The sequence below is a fragment of the Microbacterium testaceum genome, assembly GCF_001476655.1.
Classification (GTDB): Bacteria; Actinomycetota; Actinomycetes; order Actinomycetales; family Microbacteriaceae; genus Microbacterium; species Microbacterium testaceum_C.
Genome location: NZ_LDRT01000061.1, coordinates 1 through 24,346 on the forward strand (window position 1 = coordinate 1; position 24,346 = coordinate 24,346).

The following is a 24,346-nucleotide window of genomic DNA, read 5'->3' on the forward strand; positions in this document are numbered from 1 at the left end:
GATGACGGTCGAGCCGCCGTCCTTCGTGGCGGGGGCGGTGGTGGGGGTGGTGGGGTGGCCATTGACCTTTCCTTCCGTCGTCTCCGGAACCGTGTGTCCCGTGATGTCAGAGGTGAGACGCAGCGGGGGCCGGATTCGTCACGGCGATTTCCTGAGAGAAAGCTGAGGAAGGATGCCGGGCTCAGGCGTCGAAGAAACCGCCGTATGGTTCGTCGGCGTCTCCGGTGTCGCGCGCGTCGTACGGGACGGTCTCGACGGAGAGTGCCACACGGGAGTGCGGGGTGAACAGGACACTCACCTCACGGTTGCCCACCACGACGAAGGAGACGAAGCGGCCGCCCGCGTGGACGGCATCCTCGATCCGAGACCTCAGTTCGAGGGCGTCCTGCCCCTGCGCGAGGAAGAAGGATGCCTCGTCGATCGCGATCTGTGTTCGCACCATCGTCCGCCCGTCCGGCTGCATGTCGCCCGCCTGATCGTCGTTCATGCCCGGGAGGCTAAACGGCTCGGCGAGATTCCGCGAGGGGGGTTGCCGTGTCCGCACTCTCGGAATACGCAACGTGTTCGCGGGGTTCTCATGGGAGTGATGCCCTCCCTCTCTGTTCTCGACCTCGTCCCGGTTCGTGCGGGACAGACCAGCGCTCAAGCCGTGGCTGCGGCCCTCGACTTGGTGGAGCGCGCGGACCGCCTCGGCTATCGCCGGTACTGGTTCGCCGAGCATCACAACATGCCCGCTGTGGCGTCGACGACTCCCCCGGTTCTGATCGCCGCTGCCGCCGCTCGCACCTCCCGCATCCGCGTGGGGTCGGGCGGCGTCATGCTGCCGAATCACTCGCCGCTGATCGTCGCCGAGCAGTTCGCCGCGCTCGAGGCGCTCGCTCCCGACCGGATCGACCTCGGCATCGGCCGCGCACCCGGAAGCGACCCGGTGATCACGCAGTTGCTCAACCGCTCGGGCACGACGAGCGACGTCTCGCGTTTCCCTGACCACGTGACCGACATCATGGCGCTCACCTCTCCCGACGGGGCGACGGTCCGGTTCACCTCGGGCACCGAGTATCAGGTGAAGGCCACGCCTGCGGCATCCGGGATGCCGCAGGTCTGGCTCCTCGGTTCGAGCGATTACTCCGCGCAGCTCGCGGCTTCGTTCGGTCTGCCCTACGTGTTCGCCCATCACTTCGCCGGCGAAGGGCTGGAGCACGCGCTGCGGCTGTACCGGGACCAGTTCGTCCCGAACGAATCCGGCGAGGGTCCTCGGACCTTCGTCACGGCCAACGTCGTCGCCGCGCCCACCGCCGAAGAGGCCGAGGAGCGCGCCCTGCCGCAGCTACGGATGATGGCCCGTCTGCGGACGAACCGCCCGCTCACGCCCCTCGAGACCGTCGAGCAGGCGAAGGCCGACCCGTTCGACGCGATGGCTCAGTCGATCATGGCCTCGGCGCGGCAGAAGTGGTTCGTCGGCACGGGCCCGGACGTCCAGGGGCAGCTGGCCGCCTTCGCCGCGCAGCACGGCGTCGACGAGATCATGGTGTCGCCCGTGGCGGGCGCGTACGACGGCGAGGGCTCCGAGGGGCGCGCCCAGACGCTCGAACTGATCGCCGCGCCGGCGGCTGTGGCGGCCTGAGCGCGGACGTCATTCCCGGCGGCCCGCCCGGGCCAGGTCGGCAGGGGCGCTCGGTCGCCCCAGGGCTCGCCGCAGGTTCGCCCCGTCTCCGACCGGGACGGCAAGGGCAGCGAGGTGAGCGGCCGACACGGTGAACCACGCGACCACGAGGGGCCAGCACGTCTGCCACAGCAGCAGGAGCGGCGCACCGAGGAGCAACGGCGCACCGGGACCGGCGCAGACCACGGCCACCTCGAGGCGACTCGTCAGCGTCGAGCGGACCAGCGCCGCGTCCGCCCCGCGAGTGATGAGGATCGCCGGCCCGCACCGCTCCACCGAGCGGAGAGCCAGCACGTGCCCAGCTTCGTGGACGAGCAGCGAGAGCGCGACCATCAGCCCCAGCACCCCGACGGCGACGGTGCCCCGTGCACCCGACCAAAGGCCGACGGCGGTGGTGGCGGCCGACAGAAGCGCGACCGGGAGGAGCGAACGACCATAGTGAAGAGCCAGGGTGCCGACCGCGCGCGCCCGCCCGCAGGGGAGGTGACGCGACCGCACGAGCACCGGCGACCACCACCGTCCGCTCTGCGACACCATGCCCAAGGCCCGCAAGCGGGCTTCGGTGTCGTGCTCCCCCTTCGCGACGACGAAGCCGAGCGGATCGTAGAGATAGGCGCTGGGTGTCTCCTCGACGCCGTCGAGCAGGCGCCTTCCCCGGCCGGCCGGGTCACGCCCGGACACGGTCGCCTGCGACGTGCCGTTCGCACACGCGCGCGTAGACTCCCAGGCTCCCCGCGACCGCGATCAGGATGACCGCGAACGCGCCGACACCCGCGGCGTCGACCGCGGCATTCACCCCGACGCTTCCGCCGAGCAAAAGCACCCCGCAGAGGAACGCGGCCGCCGTCGTCGAAATGGGTTGCTCCTGGCTCACAGGGATCACGGCGCCCGCCAGCAGCGCGAGAGCAGCGGCGAGGAGGACGCGCGCGGCGACGCCTGCCACGGACTCCGCGGGGAGGCTGCCGAGGCCGAGGAGGAGAGCCGCCACGACCAGGGCAACACTGATCGACGTCGCAATCGACGCCGCCGCAGTCGCGGCGGGCCACGCCGTCCGCGGCGAGATGTGATCGCCGATCCAACGGATCGGCAGGGCGCGTCCGACGGCGTACATGTTCACCGCAGCGGGCGCGATCGGCGCGGCCGAAGCGATCGCCCGCGCGAGCTCCGCCGTGCCCGCGCCGCCATGCAGCCAGGCGGCCAGACCCACGAGGGCGAAGGCTGCAAGTGTCGTCATCACGAACTGCACAGTCCTCACGGTGGTGACGATCTCGAGCCACACGAGGGCCCGGAAGACGCCGCCGCGTGGCTTCCAACCACGGAGGAAGGACGGCAGACGAGGTTCCGACGCGGTCGGGCGTACCGCGCTGGCCACAGCGATGAGACCGACCGCCGCAACCACCCACGACGCGGCCACGATCGCCGAAGGGACGGTCGCGCTCCCCGCGACAGCCGCGGCGAGGATCCGATGCGGGAGCAGATCGACCTGCGACGGCTGTGCGAGCTCCCGGGTCAGAAGGTCGGCCGACGCGCTCCACCCGAACGACGACATGACCAGGAGGGCGGCGAGCGTGTCGGCATACCGGGTCGCCAGGCGGAAGAGACGACGCGCGGCCCAGGAGACGATCAGGAGCAGCGTGACGGCGAACACCTGCGCGGCCACGATCGACACGATGACGCTCCCCACCGCCGCGGCGAGCGCCGGTCCGGAGAACAGTCGGGAGAAGATCGCGATGGTCGGCAGCGCGAGCGCCACGCAGAAGACGATGGTGACCGTCGACATGGGCACCAGTTGTCCGAACGTCGCGGCTCGTCGGCTGACCGGCAGCAGGTCCAGCAGAGATTGCAGCATCGTTCGCGACGGAACCGTCAGCGCGAAGACCGTCGCGAGCAGGCCGGACGAGAGCCAGACACCGGCAAGACTGGACCGCACGATCGTCAGCCCGAGCTCGGGGGGCAGCTCGCCGCCGACCTGTCGCGCCGTCACCGCCGCCAGCAGCCCCCCGAACACGAAGGCCGCACCGACACTGGCCCCCATCACGATGAACGCGAAACGCGTCGACACACGCAGGACGCGGCAGAGGTCCCGTGCCCACATCCGCCAGGACACGGTAGCGATCGTCAGGGCGACCGGGGTCATCGCTCGAGCCTTCGACGCGCGATAGCCCCGCCGATGCCGTAGGCAACCGCGACGTAGCCCAGCGTGAACACCCCTATGACCACGGCCATCCCTGTCGGGTGAGGGATGAAGCTCAGGGACGGCGAACCCTGGTACTGCTCCATCCAGGCCTCGAACACGCCGGGGATCTCGGCCCGGCCATCGCCGGCCACGGCAGTGACGATCGTCGCGATGATCCCCAGCACCAGCAGCGACCCGGCCAGCATGAGGCCGGTCATTCCATGGACGATCGCCTTCAGCGTTGCATTCACTTCGGTGTCCTTCTTCTCACGCACGCGACGGCGCGGAGGCGAACGCGGCGTCGATCTGGTCGATGCGCTGCGCGTTCGCCGTGGTCAATCCGGTTCGCTCCATGAAGACCTCCTCGAGGGACAGGGCGTTCGATCCCGCGATGAGATGGTGCGGGGCTCCTTGCGCCACGGTCACCCCCGCGTCGAGGATCGTCACCGCGTCGCAGTCGCGCTCGGCGCGGAGCATGTCGTGAGTCGCGATGAGCACCGCCCGGCCGCTCGTCGCGATCTGGCGGATCAAATGGCGCAGGACGAGACCCGCGTCAGGGTCGAGGCCCCGCATCGGTTCGTCGAGCACGACGAGTTCGGGCGCATGGCAGGTCGCCGCCACGATCTGGATCTTGCGCTTCATGCCGTGGGAGTAGTCGCCGACCGCACGATCCAGGAACGGCCGCATCCCCAGTGCGTCGATGAGGTGGTCGCGGCGACGGTCATCGCTGCGCCCGCGCATCGCCGCGTGGAAGTCCACGTACTCGGAACCGGTGAGGGTGGTCGGCAGAGCGAGATCGTCGGGGGCCAGCCCGAGATGCCGACGGGACTCCTTCTTCTCGACGGGCACTCCCGAGAGCGTGACGGTGCCGCCGTCCGGCACGACCAGCCCCGAGATGATGTGCAGGGCAGTCGACTTACCCGACCCGTTCGGGCCCAGAAGGCCATGCACCTCACCGGGCGACACCGAGAGCGAGAAGTCGCGCAAGACGGTGGAACGGCCATACCGTTTCGACACCCCGCGGACAGAGAGGGCGGGAGCTGCGCCGGCTCCAGCCCCCCGCACGTGCGGCGTGGTCAATTGCACCACGCTCGGTACGACCCCGCCTTGCCCCAGGCAGGAACGCTGAAGGTGGGGTACTTGCCGATCGCGCGGCAGGCCAGCCACCACGCGGTGAGGAGTCCGACCGCGGCGATGACCGCGATAGCGATCGCCACGACGACCCAGACCACTCGGTCGCGGCGTGACCCGTTGCCGAAGGCCGATTCTGCGCCTTCAGCGAGGCCGTCGAGGGCGAAGACAGCCTGGGCGTAGGTGCGGGTTACAAGATCGTTCACGAGTTTTCCTTCTCCTTCTCAGGGCATGTTTACATGCCGTCGAGAGAAAGATCTCAGCTTCGCCGCGGTCGCGGTGGCGCACTCGCCCCCGCCCGCTTTCAAAATCACCCGCGCGCCGTCCCCACCCCCGCTTCTTGCGAGGCCCGTGAGGCCCCTCCGGCCGATGACCTCGGGCGTGCGCACGCCGGCGGGGCGCACGCCGGCGGGGCGCCCGACCGAAGCGGGGGAGCCCGGCCACGGCACGGGCGCCGGCGGCGCGGCCGAGGGCGCGACGCCGGAGTCAGGCCTCGGGCTCGCCGCTCAGCAGGCCGCGCAGCCAGTCACGCGCCTCGACGAACACGTCGTCGCTGTAGCGCTGCGGGTAGCGCACGATCGCGCGGTCGGCGCGGGCGTACGAGCCGAGGAAGATCACCTTCGGGCTGAAGCGGCGCAAGCCCAGCAGCGCGTCGGCCATGCGCTCGTCGAGCACGTGTCCGTCGGCGTCGATGACGAAGCGGTACCGCCCGAGGGCGTCGCCGATGGGACGGGATGCCAACAGGCTCAGGTTGATACCCCGGGTGGCGAACTGCTCGAGCAGTTCGAGGAGCGCACCCGGGTGGTCCTCGGGCAGCTCCACGATGAGCGAGGTCTTATCGGCGCCGGTGGGAGGGGCGGGGGCCACCGTACGGCTGACCAGGACGAACCGCGTCACCGCGTTGGGGTTGTCGCCGATGTTCTCGGCGAGCACCGCGAGATCGTGATGGGCGACGATCCCGGGGGCGGCGATCGCGGCATCCGCGGCGCTCGTTCCGTCGAGCACCCCGAGGGCGCTGGCGACGTTGCTCTCGGCGGGCAGGTGCGCGTGCGCGGGGACGTTCTGGCTCAGCCAGCCGAGGCACTGCCCGTAGGCGACGGGGTGCGCGGCGATGAGCGAAACGTCGGCGAGGGTGGTGCCGGGGCGCCCCACGAGCACGAAGTTCACCGGCACGAGGTATTCGCCCACGATGCGCAGGCCCGGCACGGTAGCCAGCGCATCCTGCGCGGTGGAGACGCCGCCGTCGACCGAGTTCTCGATCGCGATCATCGCGGCATCCGATCGACCTTCGACCACGTCAGCGAGGGCTTCGCCGACGTTGCGGACGGGCCGCCAGATCTGGTCGCGCGCCTCGGGCACCTGCGCGAGCGCGGCCTCGGTGAAGGTGCCGGCGGGGCCGAGGTAGCTGTAGGTACGGCGGGCGGGGGTGTGATCTGTGTCGGGCAGCACCGGCTCAGCCTAGTGCGCCGGGGTCTTCCCGGATGCCGTGGCGGCGGGCAGCGGCATCCGTCTCCGTCGTGAGCCCCACCGCGCGACCGGCGCGATGGTGACCGTCGTCGCGAACACCCCCGCCACCAGCAGGACTCCGCCCACGATCTCAGCCGGGGCGGGGATCTGCCCGAGGAGCACCGCCGCCGCCGTCATCGCCACGACCGGAGCCAGCAAGACCCAGGGCACCACCGCGGCCGACGGGTTGCGCGCGAGCAGGCCGTTGAACACGGCATACCCCGCGAGCGTGCACACGCCCGCCGTATAAACGGTCGACAGCACGGCCTGCACGCCGAAGGCACCGAGACCCGCCCCGATCGCCGCCGGGCCCTCGATCGCGAACGACAGCGCGAGAGCGGGCACCGGTACGACCAGCGCCGACCAGACCGTCAGCGACAGCGCGCCCAGACGGCCGCGTCCCGCGGTCCCTCCCGCGCCACGGGAGATGACGTTGCCCACCGCCCACGAGAGCGCGGCGGCGAGCGCCAGAGCCACGGCGAGGGCCGGGGCGTGGCCGCCGCGTCCGACCGCGACCACCGCGAGGCCGATCACGCCGACGGAAGTGCCCACGCCCTGCCCCACGGTCGGCCGCTCGCGCAGTACCGCCGCGGCGAGGACGATCGTGAACATCGCTTGCGCCTGCAGCAACAGTGCGGCCAGCCCCGGCTGCAATCCGAGCGCCAACGCCGTGTACAGCAGGCCGAACTGCCCCAGGCTCATGAACGTGCCGACGCCGACGATCGTGCGCCAGGATGCCGCGGGGCGCGGCACGATCACCACGAACGCCGCCACGACGGCGAACCGGATCGCCACGAACAGCAGCGGGGGGATGCCGTCCATGCCCCACTCGATGACGAGGAAGTTGAATCCCCACGCGGTCGCCACGCCGGCGGCCAGAACCATGTCGCGTCTGTTCACGCCCTCATTCCACCGGTCCGCTCAATGAAGCACCAGCGAAGGTTTCTACACGAAAAGCGGTAGCATCGCTGCATGATTGACCTCGAGGCTGTCCGCGCCCTGCGCACCGTCGCCCGAGAGGGCAGCGTGTCGGGAGCGGCGTCGGCGCTGGGCTTCACTCCGTCGGCCGTGTCGCAGCAGATCAAGCGCCTCGAACGCGAGACGGGCGTGGCACTGCTCGAACGTGTCGGGCGCGGCGTCGCGCTCACCGACGCGGGCACGCAGCTGGTCGTCGGGTCGACGCCCATCCTCGCCGATCTCGAGAAGCTGCGCGCCGACCTGCAGGCGACCGGTTCCCCGGCCGGCACCGTCGGCGGCGAGTTGCGGGTGGCCGCGTTCTCGACGGTGGTGCGGGGGATGCTCGCGCCGCTTCTGGTCGACCTCGCCCGCGCGCACCCCGACCTGCGCCTGCTCGTTCGCGAGAGCGAGCCGTGGGAGACGATCGCACTCGTCGCGTCAGGTCAGCGCGACCTCGGCATCGCGCACCAGTGGGGCGGAGTCGCCCTCGCCATCCCCGACAACCTCATCGTCACCCCCCTGTTCACCGACGTCGCCGACGTCATCGTGCATCGCGATCACCGTCTCGCCGACCGCACCGTCGTCCGCCCCGTCGACCTCGCCGACGAGGAGTGGGTCGCCACCTTCGAGACCACGATCTGCCGGCAGTGGCTCAGGCGGCTGTTCGACGGCATCCGCAATGCCCCCCGCGTGGTCTACGAGTCGATGGAGTTCGACAACCACCTGGAACTCGCGCGCACCGGACAGGTGGTCGCGCTCGTTCCGCGCCTGGGACGCCCGGACCTCGGCGACGACCTCGTGGCCATTCCGACGGTGGAGCCGGCCTCCCTCCGCGACATCGTCGCGGTGCACCGGCGGTCGCAGTCCGACTCCCCCGCGCTCCGCGTGGCCCTCGAGGCACTCCTCGCGGCGGGGAGAGACCGCGGTCGGTGACCGACGGCGAGGCAACGGACCTCCGTCTCCCCCTCCGACGGCCGCCACGTCGACGAACTGATCGCGGCGCATCACGACCGGATGCCGGGATGCCCCGGCCACGCGAGCACCCTCTCCCCGCCGTCGTCATCCGCGGGCCGGTTCGATCCCGGCGGCCCGTCGCGCGGTGGGGCACGGCATCCGCTCGGCAAACCACCGATGTCGGTGGCCGGTCGGGCTTTCTCGGCCGTGTGTTTTCGGAAGGATGCGACGAAGGTGCCGGCCTCAGCCCCTGTCGCCTGCCCGGCGGGACCCGACCCGCCGGGCACTCATTCCGAAAGTCGTCGATGATGCCCGACAAGATCGCAGCAGCGCCCGCCCCTCGTCGCCAACGCGGAACCGACCGCGACGCGACTCCGCAGCCCGTGACGCATGCGCGCCCGCCGGCGCGGCGGATCGCCCGGGCGCGCCTCGCCGTGGTGGTTTGCGCCCTGATGTGGGTGCTCTACTGCGCCACCGTGGTCGTGGCCCTCTCGCGCGGCGGCGCTCTCGTCGATGCCGCCCAGCTCGTCACGACCGTCGTCTTCCTCATCTCGGTGACGTTCCTCACCCTCTCGGCCTGCATGCACCTGCTCGCGCGCTCCGGAGCCCTACCGCGCTTCGCCGCCCACCGGCGGACCCGGCGTATCGCCCTCGACGAGCACTTCTTCGAGCGGGAACCGCGGCTCACGGCGCTCTTGCCCTCGCGCTCCGAGGATCCCGCGCTCGTGCGGATGGGGCTGTGGTCCGTCGCGCTGCAGGAGTTCCCCCGCCTCGATGTCGTGCTCCTCCTCGACGACGACCCTGACCCCGTCGACGACGACGCACGCGCGAGCTTGGAGGGATGCCGACGGCTCACCGACGAGCTCGAAGCCACGCTGCGCCCCGTCCGGGAACACGTCGAGACCGCGGCCGCGCGAGTGCGCGACGACGCGATCACCCCCGCCGAGGCGACCGAGATCGCGATGCGCGAGCACGCTGCGTGCGCCCAGTGGGTGCGTGCTCGTGCCGCGGAGGAACCCGTGACCACTCACGTGGAGGTGTTCTTCGTCGAACAGGTCCTGCGGCGCCTGGCCGACGAACTGGATGCCACGGCCACCGCGCTCTTGGAAGCCGCCGAGGCCGGGGAACCACCGCTCGCCGTCGAGAGGGCCCGTCACCTCGTCGATCGGCTGGTGCGCATCTTCGACGTCCGGGCCCGGACCTTCGAGCGTCGGCGATACACGAACCTCTCGCACACGGCGAACAAGGCCATGAATCTCAACGCGTACCTCGGGCTGATGGGTGGGCGGTATCGCGAGCAGGTCACCGGCGGGGGTGTCGCGCTCGAGCGGCTCGACGAGGGCAACGCCGATCTCGAGGTGTCGGAGAGCGACTACGTGCTCACCCTGGACGCCGACTCGATGCTGCTGCCCGGGTACTGCATGCGTCTGGTCTACGCCCTCGAACAGCCCGAGAACGCCGGCGTCGCCGTGATCCAGACGCCCTACTCGGCGTACCGGGGAGCACCGACGCGCCTGGAACGCCTGGCGGGGGCGACCACCGACCTGCAACACATCGTGCACCAGGGGCTCACGGCCTTCGACGCCACCTTCTGGGTGGGGGCCAACGCGATCCTCCGATGGGACGCGGTGCGTGATCTCCGGCGCGAGAGCCGGGAAGACGGCATCCCGGTCGTCCGTTTCATCTCGGATCGCACCGCGATCGAGGACACCGAGTCCTCGATCGACATCGCCGCGCAGGGATGGTCGCTCCTGAACTACCCGGAGAGGCTGAGCTACAGCGCCACGCCGCCCGACTTCGGCACACTCGTGATCCAGCGACGGCGCTGGGCGGACGGTGGTCTGCTCGTGCTGCCGAAGCTGCACGAACTGGCGGTCCGACGCCGCCGCGAAGGACGACCGTTGCGTCTCGCGGAACGGCTGCTGCGGGTGAACTATCTCGGCTCGGTGTCGTGGGTGACCCTGGGCCTGCTCGCGGTGCTCACGCTGTACCCGATGGACGGGCAGCTGGTCACGCTGCTGCTCCTGCTGATCGCGGTGCCGTACTTCACGGAGATGGCCTCGGACCTGCACGCGCTGGGGTACCACCGACGGGACGTCGCCGCGATCTACGGACTGAACCTGCTCCTGCTGCCGGTCAACCTCGCGGGCAGCGCCGCCTCTCTGGTCCAGGTGCTGAGTGGCCGACGAGCCCGCTTCGCCCGCACGCCGAAGGTGTCGACGAGGACCCGCGTGCCCGCTCTGTACCTGCTCGCCCCCCTCGCGATCGCGGGAATCGCCGCCGCGGTCGCCGTCCGCTCCGTCTTCGCGCAGGCGTGGGGGACGACGCTGTTCGCCGCCTTCACGGCGCTCGCGATCCTGTGGGCGATCGCGCGGTTGATCGGCATCCGCCACACCGTGTCGGATCTGTGGTTCGCGTGGCTCGATTGGATCTGGGTGGCGCCGCCGGCGCCCTCGACGACGCCCGAACTCGTCCGCGCGCGCTGGACGGCCGTGCTCGACGACGGTCCGCTGGAGCCGGCGGGGGTCGCCGCGTGAGCCCCGTGATGGCGCCCGCGCGGTCCCGCTTCGCCGGCCGCCGCCTGTCGTTCGCGCGGATCGCGCTGACCCTCGTCGCCGCCCTCGCCGTCGCCGGGGCCGGGGCTGCGGCGACCGTGGTCCCCGTCCTGGCCACCCCGGCCCCGGCTCCGGGCGCCGACCGGTGGTTCGCGGGCTACTACGACGTGACCCTCGACAGCGAAGAACAGCTCGCGCGGAGCACCATGGCCGAGGGACCGGGCGGGGTGGTCCTCGCTTTCGTCGTCGCCGCCGGGAACGATGACTGCACGCCGACGTGGGGCAAGGCGTACACGCTCGACGACGCGGCATCCCGGTTCCAACTGGATCGCCGCGTGGAGCGTCTGCGACGCGAGGGGCGACCCCTCGCGGTGTCGTTCGGCGGCGCGATCAACACGGAGCTGGCCGCGGCCTGCTCCACCGTCGACGCGCTCACGCGGGCCTACCGTCTCGTGCTCGATCGGTACGACATCGACGTCGTCGACCTCGACATCGAGGGCGACGCGCTCCGCGACACCGCGGCGACGACCCGACGGGCGGCGGCGATCGCACAGCTGCAGCAGGAACGCGCGGAGGCCGGGCGGCCTCTCGACGTCTGGCTCACCCTGCCCGTCGCCCCCGACGGTCTGACCGAGGACGGCCTCGGCCAGATCGCCTCGATCCTGAATGCCGGGGTGCCCCTCGCGGGAGTGAACGCGATGACCATGAACTTCAACACCGACGACCGGTCGGTGTCGCAGGCCGAGCTGTCGATCGGCGCGTTGCGGGCGACCGCCACGCAGATCGAGACCGTGTGGAAAGACCGGAAGCTGCCGCTGCCCGCCGGAGGGGCGTGGTCGCTGCTCGGCGCGACGCCGATGATCGGGCAGAACGACGTCGAGCACGAGGTGTTCAGCCTCGACGACGCGCACGCGCTCGCCGCGTTCGCGGACGAGGTGGGTCTCGAACGCATGTCGCTGTGGTCGGTGAACCGCGATCGCACCTGCGGCACCAACTACCCGCACCCGCACACGGTGTCGGTGTCGTGCAGCGGCGTGGAACAGGCCGGGGAGACGTTCTCCGACGTGCTCGGCGCCGGGCGCGAGGGCACCCCCTCCGGCCGCGTCGCCCCTGAGGACGACTCTCCGGTCATCGCGGACGATCCCGAGAAGAGCCCGTTCCCGGTGTGGTCGTCGCAGTCGTTCTATTCGGCGGGGGTCTTCGTCGTGTGGCACGGATCGGTGTACGTGTCGAAGTGGTGGAACGAAGACGGCGCCGTCCCGGACGACCCGACCCTGGATGCCGCAGCCTCGGCATGGACCTACGTCGGTCCCGTGCTGCCCGACGACAAGCCGTACGCGCTGCCCCAGCTCCCCGCGGGCACCTACCCCGAGTGGGTCGCCGGCGAGCTGTACAACCAGGGCGACCGGGTGATGTACGACGGGAGCGGGTACGAGGCGAAGTGGTGGTCGCGGGGCCAGCGCCCCGACCGATCCGTGACGGACCGGGACTACTCGCCGTGGAAGCTGGTGACCGAGCCCTGATCGACGCCCTCGAACATGAGGGCGCGACCGTCGACGGTGACGCTGGCCACCGCCCGCCGCCCGGGTGGGAGGAGTCGACCGACCACGCTCCGCTCGGCCCGGGCGATCGCGTCGCCCATCCAGGACACCACCGCGCGCACCTCGGCCTCGGACAGACTCTGATCGCTGTCGTCGAGCAGGGCGACGTCGACCCCGCGACCGCGCGCCGCGGCGACCGCGCCGCGCAGCGGCTCGCGAGAGAGGGATCCCGCGCGCAGTCCGTCGCGGAGCGCCCCCTCCAGCGCGGCGTACTCGCGCCGGTCATCGACGGAGGCGGGGTGCCCCTCGGCGATCCGCGAGAGCAGGGGAACCACGGTTCGCGCGAGTTCATCGGTGCGCTCCCGCAGCTCCTCCCGCGCTCCCCGCGACCAGCTCTCCTGCTCCTCCGCCGCCGCGGCCTGGTGGTGGAGCGCCGCGATGCGCCGTTGCATCCGTCGGACGGTCAGGAGCATCAGCGTCGCGACGACGACGATGAGCGCGGGGCGCGCGGTGAGAGCGAGGATCTGACCGATCGGGACGCCGTCGGCGACCCCGCCGACGATGACGACCGCGGCCACGGCCGCCGCGGCGGCGAGCGCAGTCCCGAAGCGGCCGCGAAGCGCGAGTCCGACGAGAAGGAAGGCGAGCGCGACGACCGGCCACAGGTCGCCGTAGGTCGTCGGTGCCGCGACCACCGTGACGAACGCCCCGAGGACCGCGGTGGCGACGATGACGGCCGCCCTCCGCCGCGACGGGACGAACCCTGGTGAGCGTCGAAGAGCTTCCGCCGCGACGATGACCACCACAAGGATCGTGAGCTGACGCAGCCACGACGACGGCGCCTCGATGACCATCGTCATCGCACAGACCGTCTGCAGCGCGACGAAGCCCACGCCGACGACCGTGACGCCGCGGCGGAGGGACCGGCGGTCGCCGAGCGCGGCGACCTCGTCACGGGGCTCGGGCGTGTACGACAGCACGACACGCGTGCCCGCACCCGGCGCGGACTGCACGCGCGCCTGCCCGCCGGGAACGCGGGTCATGCGGCCGAGGATGCTCTGACGCACACCGAGTCGGTCATCCGCGATGCGCGACGGATCGAAGCCGTCACCGTCGTCGACCACCTCGACCTCGATCGTTCCCTCGCTCGCGCGGACACTCACGGTGCGGCTCGCTCCGCGCGCGTGCCGGAGGGAGTTGTCGAGGGCTTGGCGTACGGCACCGAGGAACGCCTCGCCCACGGCGGCGGGAAGCGGCGGCAGGTTCTCCGCGGGAGGGAAGTACCCCGCGCCGTGGGCGCGAGCCTCCGCCACCAACGCCGCCTCGAACGACGCGGTGTCGCCGGCTGCGTCGTCGACCAGACGCGTGAGCATGTCCACCGCGTGTCGCGCCTGCGCGGCCAGCCGGTCCCGCGGCACGGGGAGCGGCGAGGCGGCGAGCGCGAACGTGGCGAGGGCTTCGTCGTGCACGAGGGCCGCCGTGCGGGTCCGGGCGGCCAGCCTGCCGCGCTCCGCGTACTCGCGGGAGCCGGCCGCACGCCGCACGGCGGCCGCCTCGTCGAGCCCCTCGCCCACCGAGAGCACGTACCCGCCGAGGACGCAGATGACCGAGGCCGTCAGAGCCGCGTGGACGTCGTTGATGATTCCATCGACATCGAAACCGCCGAACGCCAGGCGGTAGCACACACCCGCGGTCGCGGCGAAGAGGATGGTGGCCCAACCCCACGACACCCCGCCCGCGACGAGGGCGGTGGCGACGGCCGCACTCGACGCGGTGAGCAACCACGGCATCCGTTCGACGTGGCCCACGAGGGCGGCGAGGGGGAAGAGGGCGACGAGCCCGACGTACAGGGCCAGCGCCACGCCGGCTCCCCCGCGCACGACGCGGGCCGGCACCAACGGAGCCAGCAGACCGACCGCGATGGTGACGGCAGCCGCCGCCGTGCCGAGCGACGGATACCAGAGGGGGAACCCCTGCTGCTCGCCCCTGCTGAGGAAGCCCGCGTTGACGACCGCGACGACGACGACGAGGAACGCCGCGGCGCGGATGATGACGAGGCGAGCCGCGCGGAGGCCGGACTTGTCGTCAGACACGGCGGGGACCGGGGACGAATCCGTCTTCGATCCCCCGCTGATAGAGCTCGACCTTCGACGTCGCCGGCCGACCGATCATCTGATACACCGCGCGGATGCGCCGGAGATGGTCGTTCACGGTGTTCTCGGAGATGAAGAGCTGGCCGGCGACCTCGCGGGCACCGAGCCCGGAGGCGTAGAGGCCGAGCACCTCCCGCTCGCGCTCGGTCAGCGGCGCTCCCTGCAGCAGCGGATCGGCGTCGACGGCGGAGGCCCACTCGGTGGTGGCGACGTGTTCCCCGGAGGCGGCCGTCGTGATCGCCTCGAGAAGAGCCGCCGACGGGGCGGACTTGCGGACGATCCCGGCGACGTCGACCCTCGAGGCCGCCCGGACGAGGAAGGGGTCCTCACCCGAGGTGAGCACGAGCACGTGCACCCCCCATCGCCGCAGGGACGCGACGTTCTCGGCGGGAGTCGAGCCGTCGCGCAGGCTCAGGTCGAGGAGGACGAGATCGGCGTCGCGCGCCCGGGACACCAGAGCCGCGACGGTGTCGGCGTGCCGCGCGAAGGTCAGCCCCTCGGCATCCGCGAGGAGATTCTGAACCGCCAGCGCGACCAGCTCGTGGTCGTCGACGATCGCCACCCGCGCATCTACCCCGGCACCCATGGCGATGAGTATGACGTATTCGCGTGCATGGGGTGAAAAATGAGTCGAAGAGCGTTCCGCCCGGCGACACGACAGCCTCCCCGACGCGCGACGCCGAGCGGGGCCATCGCGAGTGCGCACGCGACGACGCCCCGGTGAGTCCGCAGCGTGGACCCTCCGGGGCGTCGTCAGGGGTGGATCAGCGGCAGGCGTGCGCCGGTATCGACACGGTGAACGTCGACACCAGGCTCGGCGTCGCACTCGGCGCCGCTTGCACCGCGAGGGTCCCGGCCGGAACCGACGTCGCCCGCGTGGCGAACGTGGTCGACGTCGCCGCGCCCGGGGCGGCGGTGAGCGTCTTGCGGCCGTAGGCGCCCGAGACCGTGACGGTCGCGGCGACGGTGTCCTTGTTGGTGACGGTCACCACCTGCGTGACCTTGCCCGCGACGCAGCGACTCGACACCTCGGCCGAGACGGCCACGCCGAGGGCGACGCTCTCCGACGTCGATGCGGCGACGCGCTTGTCGGCGTACCCGTCGTAGCGCGCCGTGACCGCGCGCACCGTCGCCGGCACCTCGACCGACGCCGCGCGCTGGTCGAGTTTCACCGTCTGCGTCCATCCCTCGCCCGAGAAGGTGACCGTGCCGACGACATCGCCGCGGTCGGCCGCGGTGACGGTGGCCGTGACGGTGCGCCCCTGTCGGGCGAGAGTCGTGGTCGAGGACACCGCCGTCGGTGCGGTCCAGTTCTTCATCGCGGTGAGCACGGTCTGCGGAACGCTGACGAACGAGCCGTGACGGGGGCTGGCGGGCAGACCTCCGACAGGGCGCACGTTCCAGTCGGCGCGGCGCGAGAGACGGTCGTTCTGCGTGCTGCTGGCGATGTCGGCACCCGTCGTGACGAAGGCCCGGTATCCGCCCGCGCCGAAGTTGTCGACGAGGAAGGCGTAGCCGTCGCCCCCGGCGTTGTTCGGGTCGCCCGCGTTCAGCTTGACGATCTGCGGCCCCTCACCGGCTTGACCGGTCTCCTGCGCCGTCATGTTCGTGTCGATCAGCTGCCAGGTCTTCTCGGGGTCGGCGTTCCAGTCGGAGCGCGTCGTGGGCGCGGTCAGGACCTTCGACCGCTCGAGGAAGATGTCCTTGCCCGCCTCGAGGCCGTCGGCGCCCCACCCCTCCTCGTTCTTGGTGAAGCGGTAGTAGTAATCGCCGATCTTCTGCACCGTGGAGTCGATGCGGGCGAAGCCGGTGTTCTGCCACTCGACGGGCGGATATGTGAACGTCTTGAAGTCCCGCGTGAGGACGGAGAAGACCCGGGCGTGCAGGTTGTCGTTGTTGGTCTTGTCGGGGCTGTTGTACAGACGCGACGAGAAGTGCACGACGTAGGACTGCAGGCTGTCATCCCAGTACGCCTCCGGCGCCCAGGTCATGCCTGCCGCCGGCTGGTTGACGACGATGCCCTCGTTCGCGCCGTTGGTGCGGCTCCACGTGACGAGGTCCGCCGACTCCCACACCTCGATCTTGAGCGACCCGTTCGACTGCGCCGGTCCCCAGCCCGTCCCGCAGCTGATGCACAGATCGGTCGCGACCATGTAGTACTTGTCGCCGTCCTTCGACCGCAGGATGTAGGGATCGCGCAGGCCCCGCGTGTCGGTCGTCGAGGTGATGACGGGCTTGCCTCCGTTGACGGGGGTGAACGAGAAGAAGTCGTTGCCCGAGGTCGCCGCCTGGTAGATCCTCTCGTCTCCGTCGGAGGTGAAGTAGGCGGCCGCGTAGCCGGCATCCGGAGCCCAACGCCCCTTCTCGGCCACGGCGACCTCGAACGAGCGCTGCGCCGTCTGCCCGTTCAGCGTCGCCGTCGCGGTCAGCGTGACCGCGGTGTCGCCCGCGCCGTAGGCGGGACGCGTGACCACCCCGCCGCCGCGGAAGGGGTCGGCGGAGCCGATGGCGGGAGCGGTGTAGTCGGCGCGGGTCGAGGTCACCAGCGCGGGGTCGGACGACGTCCAGGTGATGGCCGCGCCGTTGACCGACCCCCGCGTCACGAGGGGGAGGTTCTCGGTCGTGCGCGACGTCAGGGAGATGGCATCCAGATCGCTCGCCACCTTCGGCGGCACCACGACGACGTCATAGCGCAGGGTGCCGAGCGAGCTCGTCGCGGTCAGGGTCACGGGGGTGTTCACCGTGATCGAGCGCGAGACGACGCCCGTGGTCGAGATCACCGCGGTGTCCGACGACGACCACGTCAGCGCGACGCCGTTGACGGAGCCCGGGAGGGTGAGGTTGCTCGAGACGGAGTCGAGGGACGTGTTCGCTCCCCGCATGGCGTTCTCGACGTCTCCGCGCAGCAGCGCCGACGTGGTCGCCGACTTCTCCGCCGCGGTGGGCATGCTGGAGCGGACCTCGTCGGCGGTGAGGGCGGCATCCCAGATCTTGACGTCGCTCACGTCGGCGCGCAGCAGAGCGTCGCCCTGGTAGAGCGATCGGCCGAGGTAGCCGAGGACGGCGCCCGTGGGGATGATCGACTTCAGCGACGCGCCGTGCGTCAGAGTCGAGATGACGCTGCCGTCGCGATACAGCGTGAGGTTCTGCCCGGTGCCCACCATCGTCAGCGTCGTGAAGCCCGGGTTCAGACCCCCACCGGCGGGAAGGCGCGTCTCGCCGTTGCCGCCGTCTTTGACGCGGATCGCCGCGAGAACCTGGTTGTTGTACCCGCCCTGAGCCGATCGGGGGCTGAGGAAGATGTGGTTGCCGAGCTGCGTGGTGTTCCACGGCCCGACGCCGTCGCCGATCACCCAGCCGAATTGATTCGCGGCGGTCTGGGTGGACACGGTGTATTCGACCGTGAAGTCGTTGTCGGTCGCCGTGATGAGCCCGGACGGGAGCGACGCGTAACCGTCTGCGCGGAACCGGAGCACCTCGTCTCCCCCGGCGTCGGCGAACGACGCATCGGTGAGTCCGGTGAGCGTGGCGTTGCGCCCGTTTCCCGAGACATCCAGCAGGGCACCGCCCGCGTGCGTCATGTCGTAGTGCGCGGTGGGCTGCGGCGCGTCGGCGGCGTGCGCCGCGGGGACGAAGAGGCTCAGAGACGACGCGGCGAGCACGCCGGTCAGCGACGCCGCCACGGCCCGACGCAGGCGATGCGGCGCGGAAGCGCGAGGGGGGCGGACAGCGGGTGATCTCATCGGCGAGACCTCTCTCTCGGGTGGAGAGTGTCGCCGGGGGCCGCGACACAGGGGGCGTGACGGGCCCGTGCGGCTCGCCTCAGACGTCGGTCGTGTCGCGGAGAAAGGCGCCACTGCCCGATCACCGCGGGCCGCCGGCACGCAGTCGTCTCGCGTCAAGGTTAGCGGTAACGCAGCGACGGGACAATGCGCGGTTCGCCCGCGACGCGCGCCCCGCGGACCGGCGCACGCACCGGCTTCACCGTCGGATTTCCCCGGAATGTGACCGCGCGTGTGCGCATGTCGGATGCAGCGGGCAGACTGGTCGCATGAGCAGTCGCGCAGGGCAGCCCGCAGAGGCATCCGATCTCATCGACATCGACGAACTGATCGCGGCGTATTACGACCGCAGACCGGATGCCGGGGTCCCGGAGCAGCGTGTCGCGTTCGGTACGAGCGGGCACCGGGGATCGTCGTTGAACACGAGCTTCAACGAGGATCACATCCTCGCCACCACGCAGGCGATCGTCGACTATCGCGCGGCGCAGGGCATCACCGGCCCCCTCTTCCTCGGCCGCGACACCCACGGACTGTCGCTGCCGGCCGAGCGCAGCGCGATCGAGGTGCTGGTCGCCAACGGCGTCGACGTCCGCGTCGACTCGCGCGACGCCTGGGTGCCGACCCCGGCACTCAGCCACGCGATCCTCACCTACAACCGCGACCGCGCGACCGACGACCCGGGCCGGGCCGACGGTATCGTCGTGACCCCGTCGCACAACCCGCCGCGCGACGGCGGCTTCAAGTACAACCCGCCGCACGGCGGCCCCGCCGACACCGACGCCACCGGCTGGATCGCCGGCCGCGCCAACGAGCTCATCGCGGCCGGCCTCGACGGCGTGCAGCGCACCCGTCACGCCGACATCGACCTCGACGGCCTCGGGCAGTACGACTTCCGTGACGCGTACGTGCGGGATCTGGCATCCATCATCGACATCGACGCGATCAAGAACGCCGGGGTGCGCATCGGCGCCGACCCGCTCGGTGGCGCGTCGGTGGAGTACTGGGCGCTGATCGCCGAGGTGTACGGCCTCGACCTGACGGTGGTGAACCCCGAGGTCGACCCGACGTGGAAGTTCATGACGCTCGACTGGGACGAGAAGATCCGCATGGATCCGTCGTCGCCGTCGGCGATGGCCTCGCTCGTCGCCGCGCGCGCCGAGTACGACATCCTCACGGGCAACGACGCCGACGCCGACCGGCACGGCATCGTCACCCCCGACGCGGGGCTGATGAACCCCAACCACTACCTCGCGGTCGCGATCGACTACCTGTTCTCGCACCGCCCGAACTGGCCCACCGATGCCGCCGTGGGAAAGACGCTCGTGTCGTCGATGATCATCGACCGCGTCGCGGCCTCGCTCGGGCGCCAGCTGCTCGAGGTTCCCGTGGGCTTCAAGTGGTTCGTGCCGGGCCTGCTCGACGGCTCGGTGGCTTTCGGGGGCGAGGAGTCGGCGGGGGCATCGTTCCTCCGCAAAGACGGAACCGTGTGGACCACCGACAAAGACGGCATCCTGCTCTGTCTGCTCGCCGCCGAGATCCTCGCCGTCACGGGCAAGACACCCTCGCAGCGGTACGCCGAGCTCGAGGCCGAGTTCGGCGCGTCCGCCTACCAGCGCGTCGACGCACCCGCGACGCCCGCGCAGAAGTCGGCCCTGTCGAAGCTGTCGCCGGATGCCGTGACCGCCACCGAGCTGGCCGGTGAGCCCATCACCGCGAAGCTCTCGCACGCGCCCGGCAACGGCGCCGCGATCGGCGGCCTGAAGGTGCAGACCGAATCGGCGTGGTTCGCCGCGCGCCCCTCCGGCACCGAGGACGTCTACAAGCTGTACGCCGAGTCGCTCCGCGGCGAGGAGCACCTGCGCGAGGTGCAGGAAGAGGCCCGGGCGGTCGTGTCGGCCGCGCTCGGTCAGGCCTGACACACGCGAAAGCGGCGTCGTCCCTTCGGGGCGGCGCCGCTTTCGCGTGCGCCCGGGGGCGGCGGGGCGCGGGCACGGCGCGCGGCGTGCGCGCGGCGCCGCGTGCGGCGTGCGCGGGCGCGCCGCGTGCGCGGGCGCGCGCGCGGCAGTCGCCGATAAACGGCGATCCGTGCGAAACACGCGGCGACGCCGCGAGTTTCAGCAGAAGGAGCGTTTATCGGCAACAGGCCAGCGCCGTTCCGCCGGGGCAGGACAGCGGCGGGACCGCCGCGAGGTTCCGCTCAACCGCTCCGCCCACCCTCGCCGATAAACGCCGATCCGTGCGAAACACGCGGCGACGCCGCGTGTTTCGCACGGGAGAGCGTTTATCGGCAGGGGGCGGTGAGGACGCCGCGGCCCCGGCGCTTTGGAGAACGTCGGGGCCGTGGCATCCGGAACCGGGGTCAGGCGGTCGCGAAGGTCTTCGCGTCGATGACGAAGCGGTAGCGCACGTCGCTGTTCAGCACGCGCTCGTAGGCCTCGTTGATCTGGTCGGCCGAGATGAGCTCGGTCTCGGGCGCGATGCCGTGCTCGGCGCAGAAGTCGAGCATCTCCTGGGTCTCGCGGATGCCGCCGATCGACGAACCGGCGAAGGAGCGGCGATTGGTGAACAGGGTGAAGACCTGGATGGGCAGGGGCTCCGGCGGGGCGCCGACGTTGACCATCGTGCCGTTGAGGGCGAGCAGGCCGAGGTACTTGCGCAGTTCGAGCGGGGCGCTGACGGTGTTGATGATGAGGTCGAAGTGCTTCTTCAGCGTCGAGAAGGTCTCTTCGTCCTTCGTCGCGTAGTAGTGGTCGGCGCCCATCTTCAGGCCGTCGTCCTTCTTGCTCAGCGTCTGCGAGAGCACGGTCACCTCGGCGCCCATGGCGTGGGCGATCTTGACGGCCATGTGGCCGAGCCCGCCGAGGCCGACGACGGCGACCTTCTTGCCGGGGCCTGCGTTCCAGTGGTTCAGCGGCGAGTAGGTCGTGATGCCCGCGCACAGCAGCGGAGCGGCCTTCTCGTAGGGGATCGACTCGGGAACGCGCAGCACGAAGTGCTCGTCGACGACGATCTTCTCGCTGTAGCCGCCCTGGGTGATCGTGCCGTCGACGTCCTTCGCGCCGTACGTGCCGATGTTGCCCTTCTCGCAGTACTGCTCCTCGCCGGCGAGGCAGTTCTCGCACTCGCGGCACGAGTTGACCATGCAGCCGACGCCGACGCGGTCGCCGACCTTGTGGCTGGTCACCTCGGAGCCGACCTCGGCGACCGTGCCGACGATCTCGTGGCCGACGGTCAGGGGGTAGGGGACGTCGCCCCACTCGCCGCGGATGGTGTGGATGTCGGAGTGGCAGATGCCGGCGTAGGCGATGTCGATGAGGACGTCCTTCGGGCCGACGTCACGACGCTCGATGGTCGTGGGCTCGAGGGGCGAGGTCGCGGACGACGCCGCGTAGGCGTTGACGTGCATGGGTCTCCTCAGGAGGGTCGATGCGGATGCATCCATCCTCCCCCCGTGCCGGCGCGTCCGGATGGGGCTTGCACGAACGTGCGCCGGGGCTCAGCGAATCAGGGCCGCGAGGCGCGGGAGTTGCGCGGGGTCCTCGAGCGCGGACCCGACCGCGGCGACGCGCACACCGGCATCCAGGAACTCCGCCACGTTGCTCGCGTCCAGGCCCCCGGTCGCGACGAACCGCACCTCGGGGAACGGCCCGCGGATCATGCGGAACCACCCCGGTCCGAGCCACGACGCCGGGAACGCCTTGAGCCAGCGCAGCCGCAGTGAGACCGCGAGCTGCACCTCGCTGGGCGTCGCGACGCCGGGCAGGATCGGGATGCCGTGTGCCCGCGCCGCGGCGACGACCGCCGGATCGAGCCCCGGCGACACGAGGTACGCCGCCCCGGCCGCGACAGCCACGGGCACCTGAGCGGGATCCACGATCGTGCCGGCGCAGACGGGAAGACCCCGCTCGGCACCCGCGGCGCAGACGGCGCCGAGCGCCTCTTCATCGGCGGGGGTCTGCAGGGGCACCTCCACGGAACGGATGCCGAGATCCCACGCCGTGGTCGCAAGGGCGAGCGAGCGCTCGCGGCCCATGCCACGCAGAATCGCCATGAGCGGAGCGTCGGCGAGGGTGCGGTCGAAGAAGGCTGCGGTGTCGTCGGGAGGGGTCAACGCGAGGGTCCTCTCAGGAGGGGCGGTCGGCGCCCGGGCGGGAGCCGGAGTCGTGCAGGGAGTCGCCGTACGTGCGCAGCGTCAGCGCGGCGCGATCGTGCCCGGCGGCGAGACGCGCGCTCGCGTCGAGTCCGCGGGAACGGGCGGCGAGATAGCCGCCGGCGAAGGCGTCCCCGGCGCCGACGGCGTCGAGCACCTCGACGCGAAGGGCGGGGACGAACGTGCGCGCAGCGCCCGCGAACACCGTCGCGCCGACGTCGCCGTCCTTGACCACGAGCTCGGGAACGTCGGGGAACAGGGCGCGGACATCGCTGTCGCGCGGTGTCGCCCAGAGCGCCTCGGCCTCGTCGCGGCCGACGAAGACGACGTCGGCGCGCACAGCCAGGTCGGCGAGCACGGGAGCGGCCTCCGCGGCCGACCACAGGGCGGCGCGGTGGTTCACGTCGAAGCTCACCACCACCCCCCGGGATCGCGCCCGGGCCATGGCCGCGACGAGGAACGCACGCGCCGACGGCGACAGGGCCGCGGTGATCCCCGACACGTGCAGCACGGCGACATCGTCGAGAGCCAGGGCCTCGGCATCCGTCTCTCCCAGGGCGGATGCCGCGGACCCGCGGCGGTAGTACCGCACACCGCGGCCGGGGTCTTTGACGTACAGGCCCGTCGGGCGGTCGGCGTCGCGCACGACTCCCGAGACGTCGATCCCCCGCGCGGCGACCTGGCGCAGCACGCGGTCGCCGAGCGCGTCGGCACCGAGGCGGCTCACCCAGCGCGCGGTCATTCCCCCGGCCGCGGCGTGCGCGGCGACGTTGGACTCGGCGCCGCCCGCGTCGACGAGGAAGTCGACGGCATCCACCACTCCCCCGCCGTCGGCGGGTGCGAGCATCGCCATCGTCTCGCCGACGGCGAGCAGCACCGGCGCCGAGGCGGTCGATTCGGCCGGCATCAGCGCAGATCGGTGATGGGGGCGGCATCCATGTCGTCGAAGGCCTGGTTCTCTCCGGCCATCGCCCACACGAACGAGTAGGCCGCCGTGCCGACACCCGAGTGCAACGACCAGCTCGGAGAGATGACGGCCTGGCGGTCGCCGACGATGAGGTGGCGCGTCTCGTCGCGTTCGCCCATGAGGTGGACGACGCGGGCGTCCTCGGGGAGGTCGAAGTAGAGGTAGCACTCGGTGCGGCGGTCGTGGGTATGTGCCGGCATGGTGTTCCACATCGAGCCCGGGTGAAGCTCGGTCACCCCCATCACGATCTGGCAGCTCTTCACGCCGTTCTCGTGGATGTACTGGTTGAGCGTACGGCGGTTGCTCGTGAGCTGGTCGCCGAGCTCGCGAACGGTCCCCTCGCCGGGCGACACCAGAGCCGCGGGGTAGGTCGTGTGCGCGGGGGCCGAGAAGAGGTAGAACTGGGCGCCGGCCCCCTCGGCGTCGGAGAACACCACGTCGCGGATGCCGCGACCGAGGTACAGGCACGCTCCGGTGACGAGCTCGTAGACCTCGCCGTCGGCGGTCACCGTGCCGGAGCCCCCGACGTTGACGATGCCCACCTCTCGGTGTTCGAGGAAGAAGTCGCTGCGGATCTCGGGGTAGCCGGTGAGCGGCAGGTCGCGGCCCGCGGGGACGGCGCCGCCCAGCACGATCCGGTCGTGGTGCGTATAGGTCAGGCGCACCTCGCCGGCGACGAAGACGTCGTCGATGAGGAAGCGCGCACGCAGGTCAGCGGTGTCCATCCCGGGGATCTGCTCGGGGTGGGTCGCGTAGCGCTGGGGGATCGAGGCGGTCATGCGGTTCTCCTGGGGTCGAGGCCCGGCGGGCC

The 24,346-nt window shown here is 71.2% G+C and carries 20 protein-coding genes; 5 read left to right on the forward strand and 15 right to left on the reverse strand.

Annotated features, from left to right (window positions below; translation table 11 throughout):
• Positions 1-181 precede the first annotated feature (181 nt).
• The gene (locus NS220_RS09960; RefSeq protein ID WP_058623923.1) at positions 182-487 is read right to left on the reverse strand and encodes a hypothetical protein; all 306 of its coding nucleotides are present in this window, start codon (positions 485-487) and stop codon (positions 182-184) included.
• Between the two features lie 99 nt (positions 488-586).
• Between NS220_RS09960 and NS220_RS09965 the strand changes: the two genes are divergently transcribed.
• Positions 587-1,624 (forward strand): LLM class flavin-dependent oxidoreductase, encoded by a 1,038-nt coding sequence (locus tag NS220_RS09965; RefSeq protein ID WP_081323103.1) that lies wholly within the window; start codon positions 587-589, stop codon positions 1,622-1,624.
• A gap of 9 nt (positions 1,625-1,633) precedes the next feature.
• Here NS220_RS09965 and NS220_RS20130 read toward each other — a convergent pair whose 3' ends face one another.
• The 7 genes from NS220_RS20130 to NS220_RS10000 form a co-directional block, all read right to left on the reverse strand.
• Positions 1,634-2,344 (reverse strand): hypothetical protein, encoded by a 711-nt coding sequence (locus NS220_RS20130; protein ID WP_058623925.1) that lies wholly within the window; start codon positions 2,342-2,344, stop codon positions 1,634-1,636.
• Positions 2,331-3,800, reverse strand: coding sequence for a hypothetical protein (locus NS220_RS09975; RefSeq protein WP_058623926.1), 1,470 nt, complete (start codon positions 3,798-3,800; stop codon positions 2,331-2,333). The genes NS220_RS20130 and NS220_RS09975 overlap by 14 nt, the downstream gene beginning before the upstream one ends.
• Positions 3,797-4,114, reverse strand: coding sequence for a hypothetical protein (locus NS220_RS09980; RefSeq protein ID WP_058623927.1), 318 nt, complete (start codon positions 4,112-4,114; stop codon positions 3,797-3,799). The genes NS220_RS09975 and NS220_RS09980 overlap by 4 nt, the downstream gene beginning before the upstream one ends.
• Positions 4,107-4,919, reverse strand: a complete 813-nt coding sequence (locus tag NS220_RS09985) for an ABC transporter ATP-binding protein (protein ID WP_193755333.1) — start codon at positions 4,917-4,919, stop codon at positions 4,107-4,109. The genes NS220_RS09980 and NS220_RS09985 overlap by 8 nt, the downstream gene beginning before the upstream one ends.
• Positions 4,916-5,176 (reverse strand): hypothetical protein, encoded by a 261-nt coding sequence (locus tag NS220_RS20135; protein WP_058623929.1) that lies wholly within the window; start codon positions 5,174-5,176, stop codon positions 4,916-4,918. The genes NS220_RS09985 and NS220_RS20135 overlap by 4 nt, the downstream gene beginning before the upstream one ends.
• A gap of 280 nt (positions 5,177-5,456) precedes the next feature.
• Positions 5,457-6,419: a prephenate dehydratase gene (gene pheA / locus NS220_RS09995; RefSeq protein WP_058623930.1), complete on the reverse strand. Its 963-nt coding sequence runs from the start codon at positions 6,417-6,419 to the stop codon at positions 5,457-5,459.
• A gap of 9 nt (positions 6,420-6,428) precedes the next feature.
• Positions 6,429-7,376 carry an EamA family transporter gene (locus NS220_RS10000; protein WP_081323105.1) on the reverse strand — a complete coding sequence of 316 codons (948 nt, stop codon included), beginning with the start codon at positions 7,374-7,376 and terminating at the stop codon, positions 6,429-6,431.
• A gap of 72 nt (positions 7,377-7,448) precedes the next feature.
• Between NS220_RS10000 and NS220_RS10005 the strand changes: the two genes are divergently transcribed.
• The 3 genes from NS220_RS10005 to NS220_RS10015 all read left to right on the forward strand — a co-directional run bounded on the left by NS220_RS10005 (position 7,449) and on the right by NS220_RS10015 (position 12,465).
• Entirely contained in the window at positions 7,449-8,366 is a 918-nt protein-coding gene (locus NS220_RS10005; RefSeq protein WP_058623932.1) for a LysR family transcriptional regulator, read from the forward strand.
• 404 nt (positions 8,367-8,770) lie between these two features.
• The gene (locus NS220_RS10010; protein ID WP_206543016.1) at positions 8,771-10,924 is read left to right on the forward strand and encodes a glycosyltransferase family 2 protein; all 2,154 of its coding nucleotides are present in this window, start codon (positions 8,771-8,773) and stop codon (positions 10,922-10,924) included.
• Positions 10,921-12,465, forward strand: a complete 1,545-nt coding sequence (locus NS220_RS10015; protein ID WP_058623934.1) for a chitinase — start codon at positions 10,921-10,923, stop codon at positions 12,463-12,465. The genes NS220_RS10010 and NS220_RS10015 overlap by 4 nt, the downstream gene beginning before the upstream one ends.
• On the opposite strand, the gene NS220_RS10020 is transcribed toward NS220_RS10015, so the two are convergent.
• The 3 genes from NS220_RS10020 to NS220_RS10030 form a co-directional block, all read right to left on the reverse strand.
• Positions 12,432-14,576: an ATP-binding protein gene (locus NS220_RS10020; RefSeq protein ID WP_058623935.1), complete on the reverse strand. Its 2,145-nt coding sequence runs from the start codon at positions 14,574-14,576 to the stop codon at positions 12,432-12,434. The genes NS220_RS10015 and NS220_RS10020 overlap by 34 nt on opposite strands.
• Entirely contained in the window at positions 14,569-15,222 is a 654-nt protein-coding gene (locus NS220_RS10025) for a LuxR C-terminal-related transcriptional regulator (protein ID WP_058623936.1), read from the reverse strand. Before NS220_RS10025 ends, NS220_RS10020 begins: the two co-directional genes overlap by 8 nt.
• A gap of 178 nt (positions 15,223-15,400) precedes the next feature.
• On the reverse strand, positions 15,401-18,319 hold the full coding sequence (locus NS220_RS10030) for an immunoglobulin-like domain-containing protein (RefSeq protein ID WP_242864592.1): 2,919 nt from the start codon (positions 18,317-18,319) through the stop codon (positions 15,401-15,403).
• A gap of 368 nt (positions 18,320-18,687) precedes the next feature.
• Between NS220_RS10030 and pgm the strand changes: the two genes are divergently transcribed.
• A complete protein-coding gene (gene pgm, locus NS220_RS10035; protein ID WP_058623937.1) occupies positions 18,688-20,334 on the forward strand; it encodes a phosphoglucomutase (alpha-D-glucose-1,6-bisphosphate-dependent) in 1,647 nt (548 codons plus the stop codon).
• Between the two features lie 443 nt (positions 20,335-20,777).
• Here the strand turns inward: pgm and NS220_RS10040 are convergent, their stop codons facing one another.
• The 4 genes from NS220_RS10040 to kduI form a co-directional block, all read right to left on the reverse strand.
• Positions 20,778-21,824 (reverse strand): NAD(P)-dependent alcohol dehydrogenase, encoded by a 1,047-nt coding sequence (locus tag NS220_RS10040; RefSeq protein WP_058623938.1) that lies wholly within the window; start codon positions 21,822-21,824, stop codon positions 20,778-20,780.
• A 90-nt stretch (positions 21,825-21,914) separates the two neighbouring features.
• On the reverse strand, positions 21,915-22,529 hold the full coding sequence (locus NS220_RS10045) for a bifunctional 4-hydroxy-2-oxoglutarate aldolase/2-dehydro-3-deoxy-phosphogluconate aldolase (protein ID WP_242864593.1): 615 nt from the start codon (positions 22,527-22,529) through the stop codon (positions 21,915-21,917).
• A gap of 13 nt (positions 22,530-22,542) precedes the next feature.
• Positions 22,543-23,475: a sugar kinase gene (locus NS220_RS10050; protein ID WP_058623939.1), complete on the reverse strand. Its 933-nt coding sequence runs from the start codon at positions 23,473-23,475 to the stop codon at positions 22,543-22,545.
• Positions 23,475-24,314 (reverse strand): 5-dehydro-4-deoxy-D-glucuronate isomerase, encoded by an 840-nt coding sequence (gene kduI / locus NS220_RS10055; RefSeq protein WP_058623940.1) that lies wholly within the window; start codon positions 24,312-24,314, stop codon positions 23,475-23,477. Before kduI ends, NS220_RS10050 begins: the two co-directional genes overlap by 1 nt.
• Between the last annotated feature and the right edge of the window lie 32 nt (positions 24,315-24,346).

Excerpts from the sequence above, each read along its gene's own strand:
- NS220_RS09960 (WP_058623923.1), bottom strand. The coding sequence starts at position 487 with ATGAACGACGATCAGGCGGGCGACATGCAGCCGGACGGGCGGACGATG.
- NS220_RS09965 (WP_081323103.1), top strand. The coding sequence starts at position 587 with ATGCCCTCCCTCTCTGTTCTCGACCTCGTCCCGGTTCGTGCGGGACAG.
- NS220_RS09975 (WP_058623926.1), bottom strand. The coding sequence starts at position 3,800 with ATGACCCCGGTCGCCCTGACGATCGCTACCGTGTCCTGGCGGATGTGG.
- NS220_RS10005 (WP_058623932.1), top strand. The coding sequence starts at position 7,449 with ATGATTGACCTCGAGGCTGTCCGCGCCCTGCGCACCGTCGCCCGAGAG.
- NS220_RS10025 (WP_058623936.1), bottom strand. The coding sequence starts at position 15,222 with ATGGGTGCCGGGGTAGATGCGCGGGTGGCGATCGTCGACGACCACGAG.
- pgm (WP_058623937.1), top strand. The coding sequence starts at position 18,688 with ATGAGCAGTCGCGCAGGGCAGCCCGCAGAGGCATCCGATCTCATCGAC.
- NS220_RS10040 (WP_058623938.1), bottom strand. The coding sequence starts at position 21,824 with ATGCACGTCAACGCCTACGCGGCGTCGTCCGCGACCTCGCCCCTCGAG.
- NS220_RS10050 (WP_058623939.1), bottom strand. The coding sequence starts at position 23,475 with ATGCCGGCCGAATCGACCGCCTCGGCGCCGGTGCTGCTCGCCGTCGGC.
- kduI (WP_058623940.1), bottom strand. The coding sequence starts at position 24,314 with ATGACCGCCTCGATCCCCCAGCGCTACGCGACCCACCCCGAGCAGATC.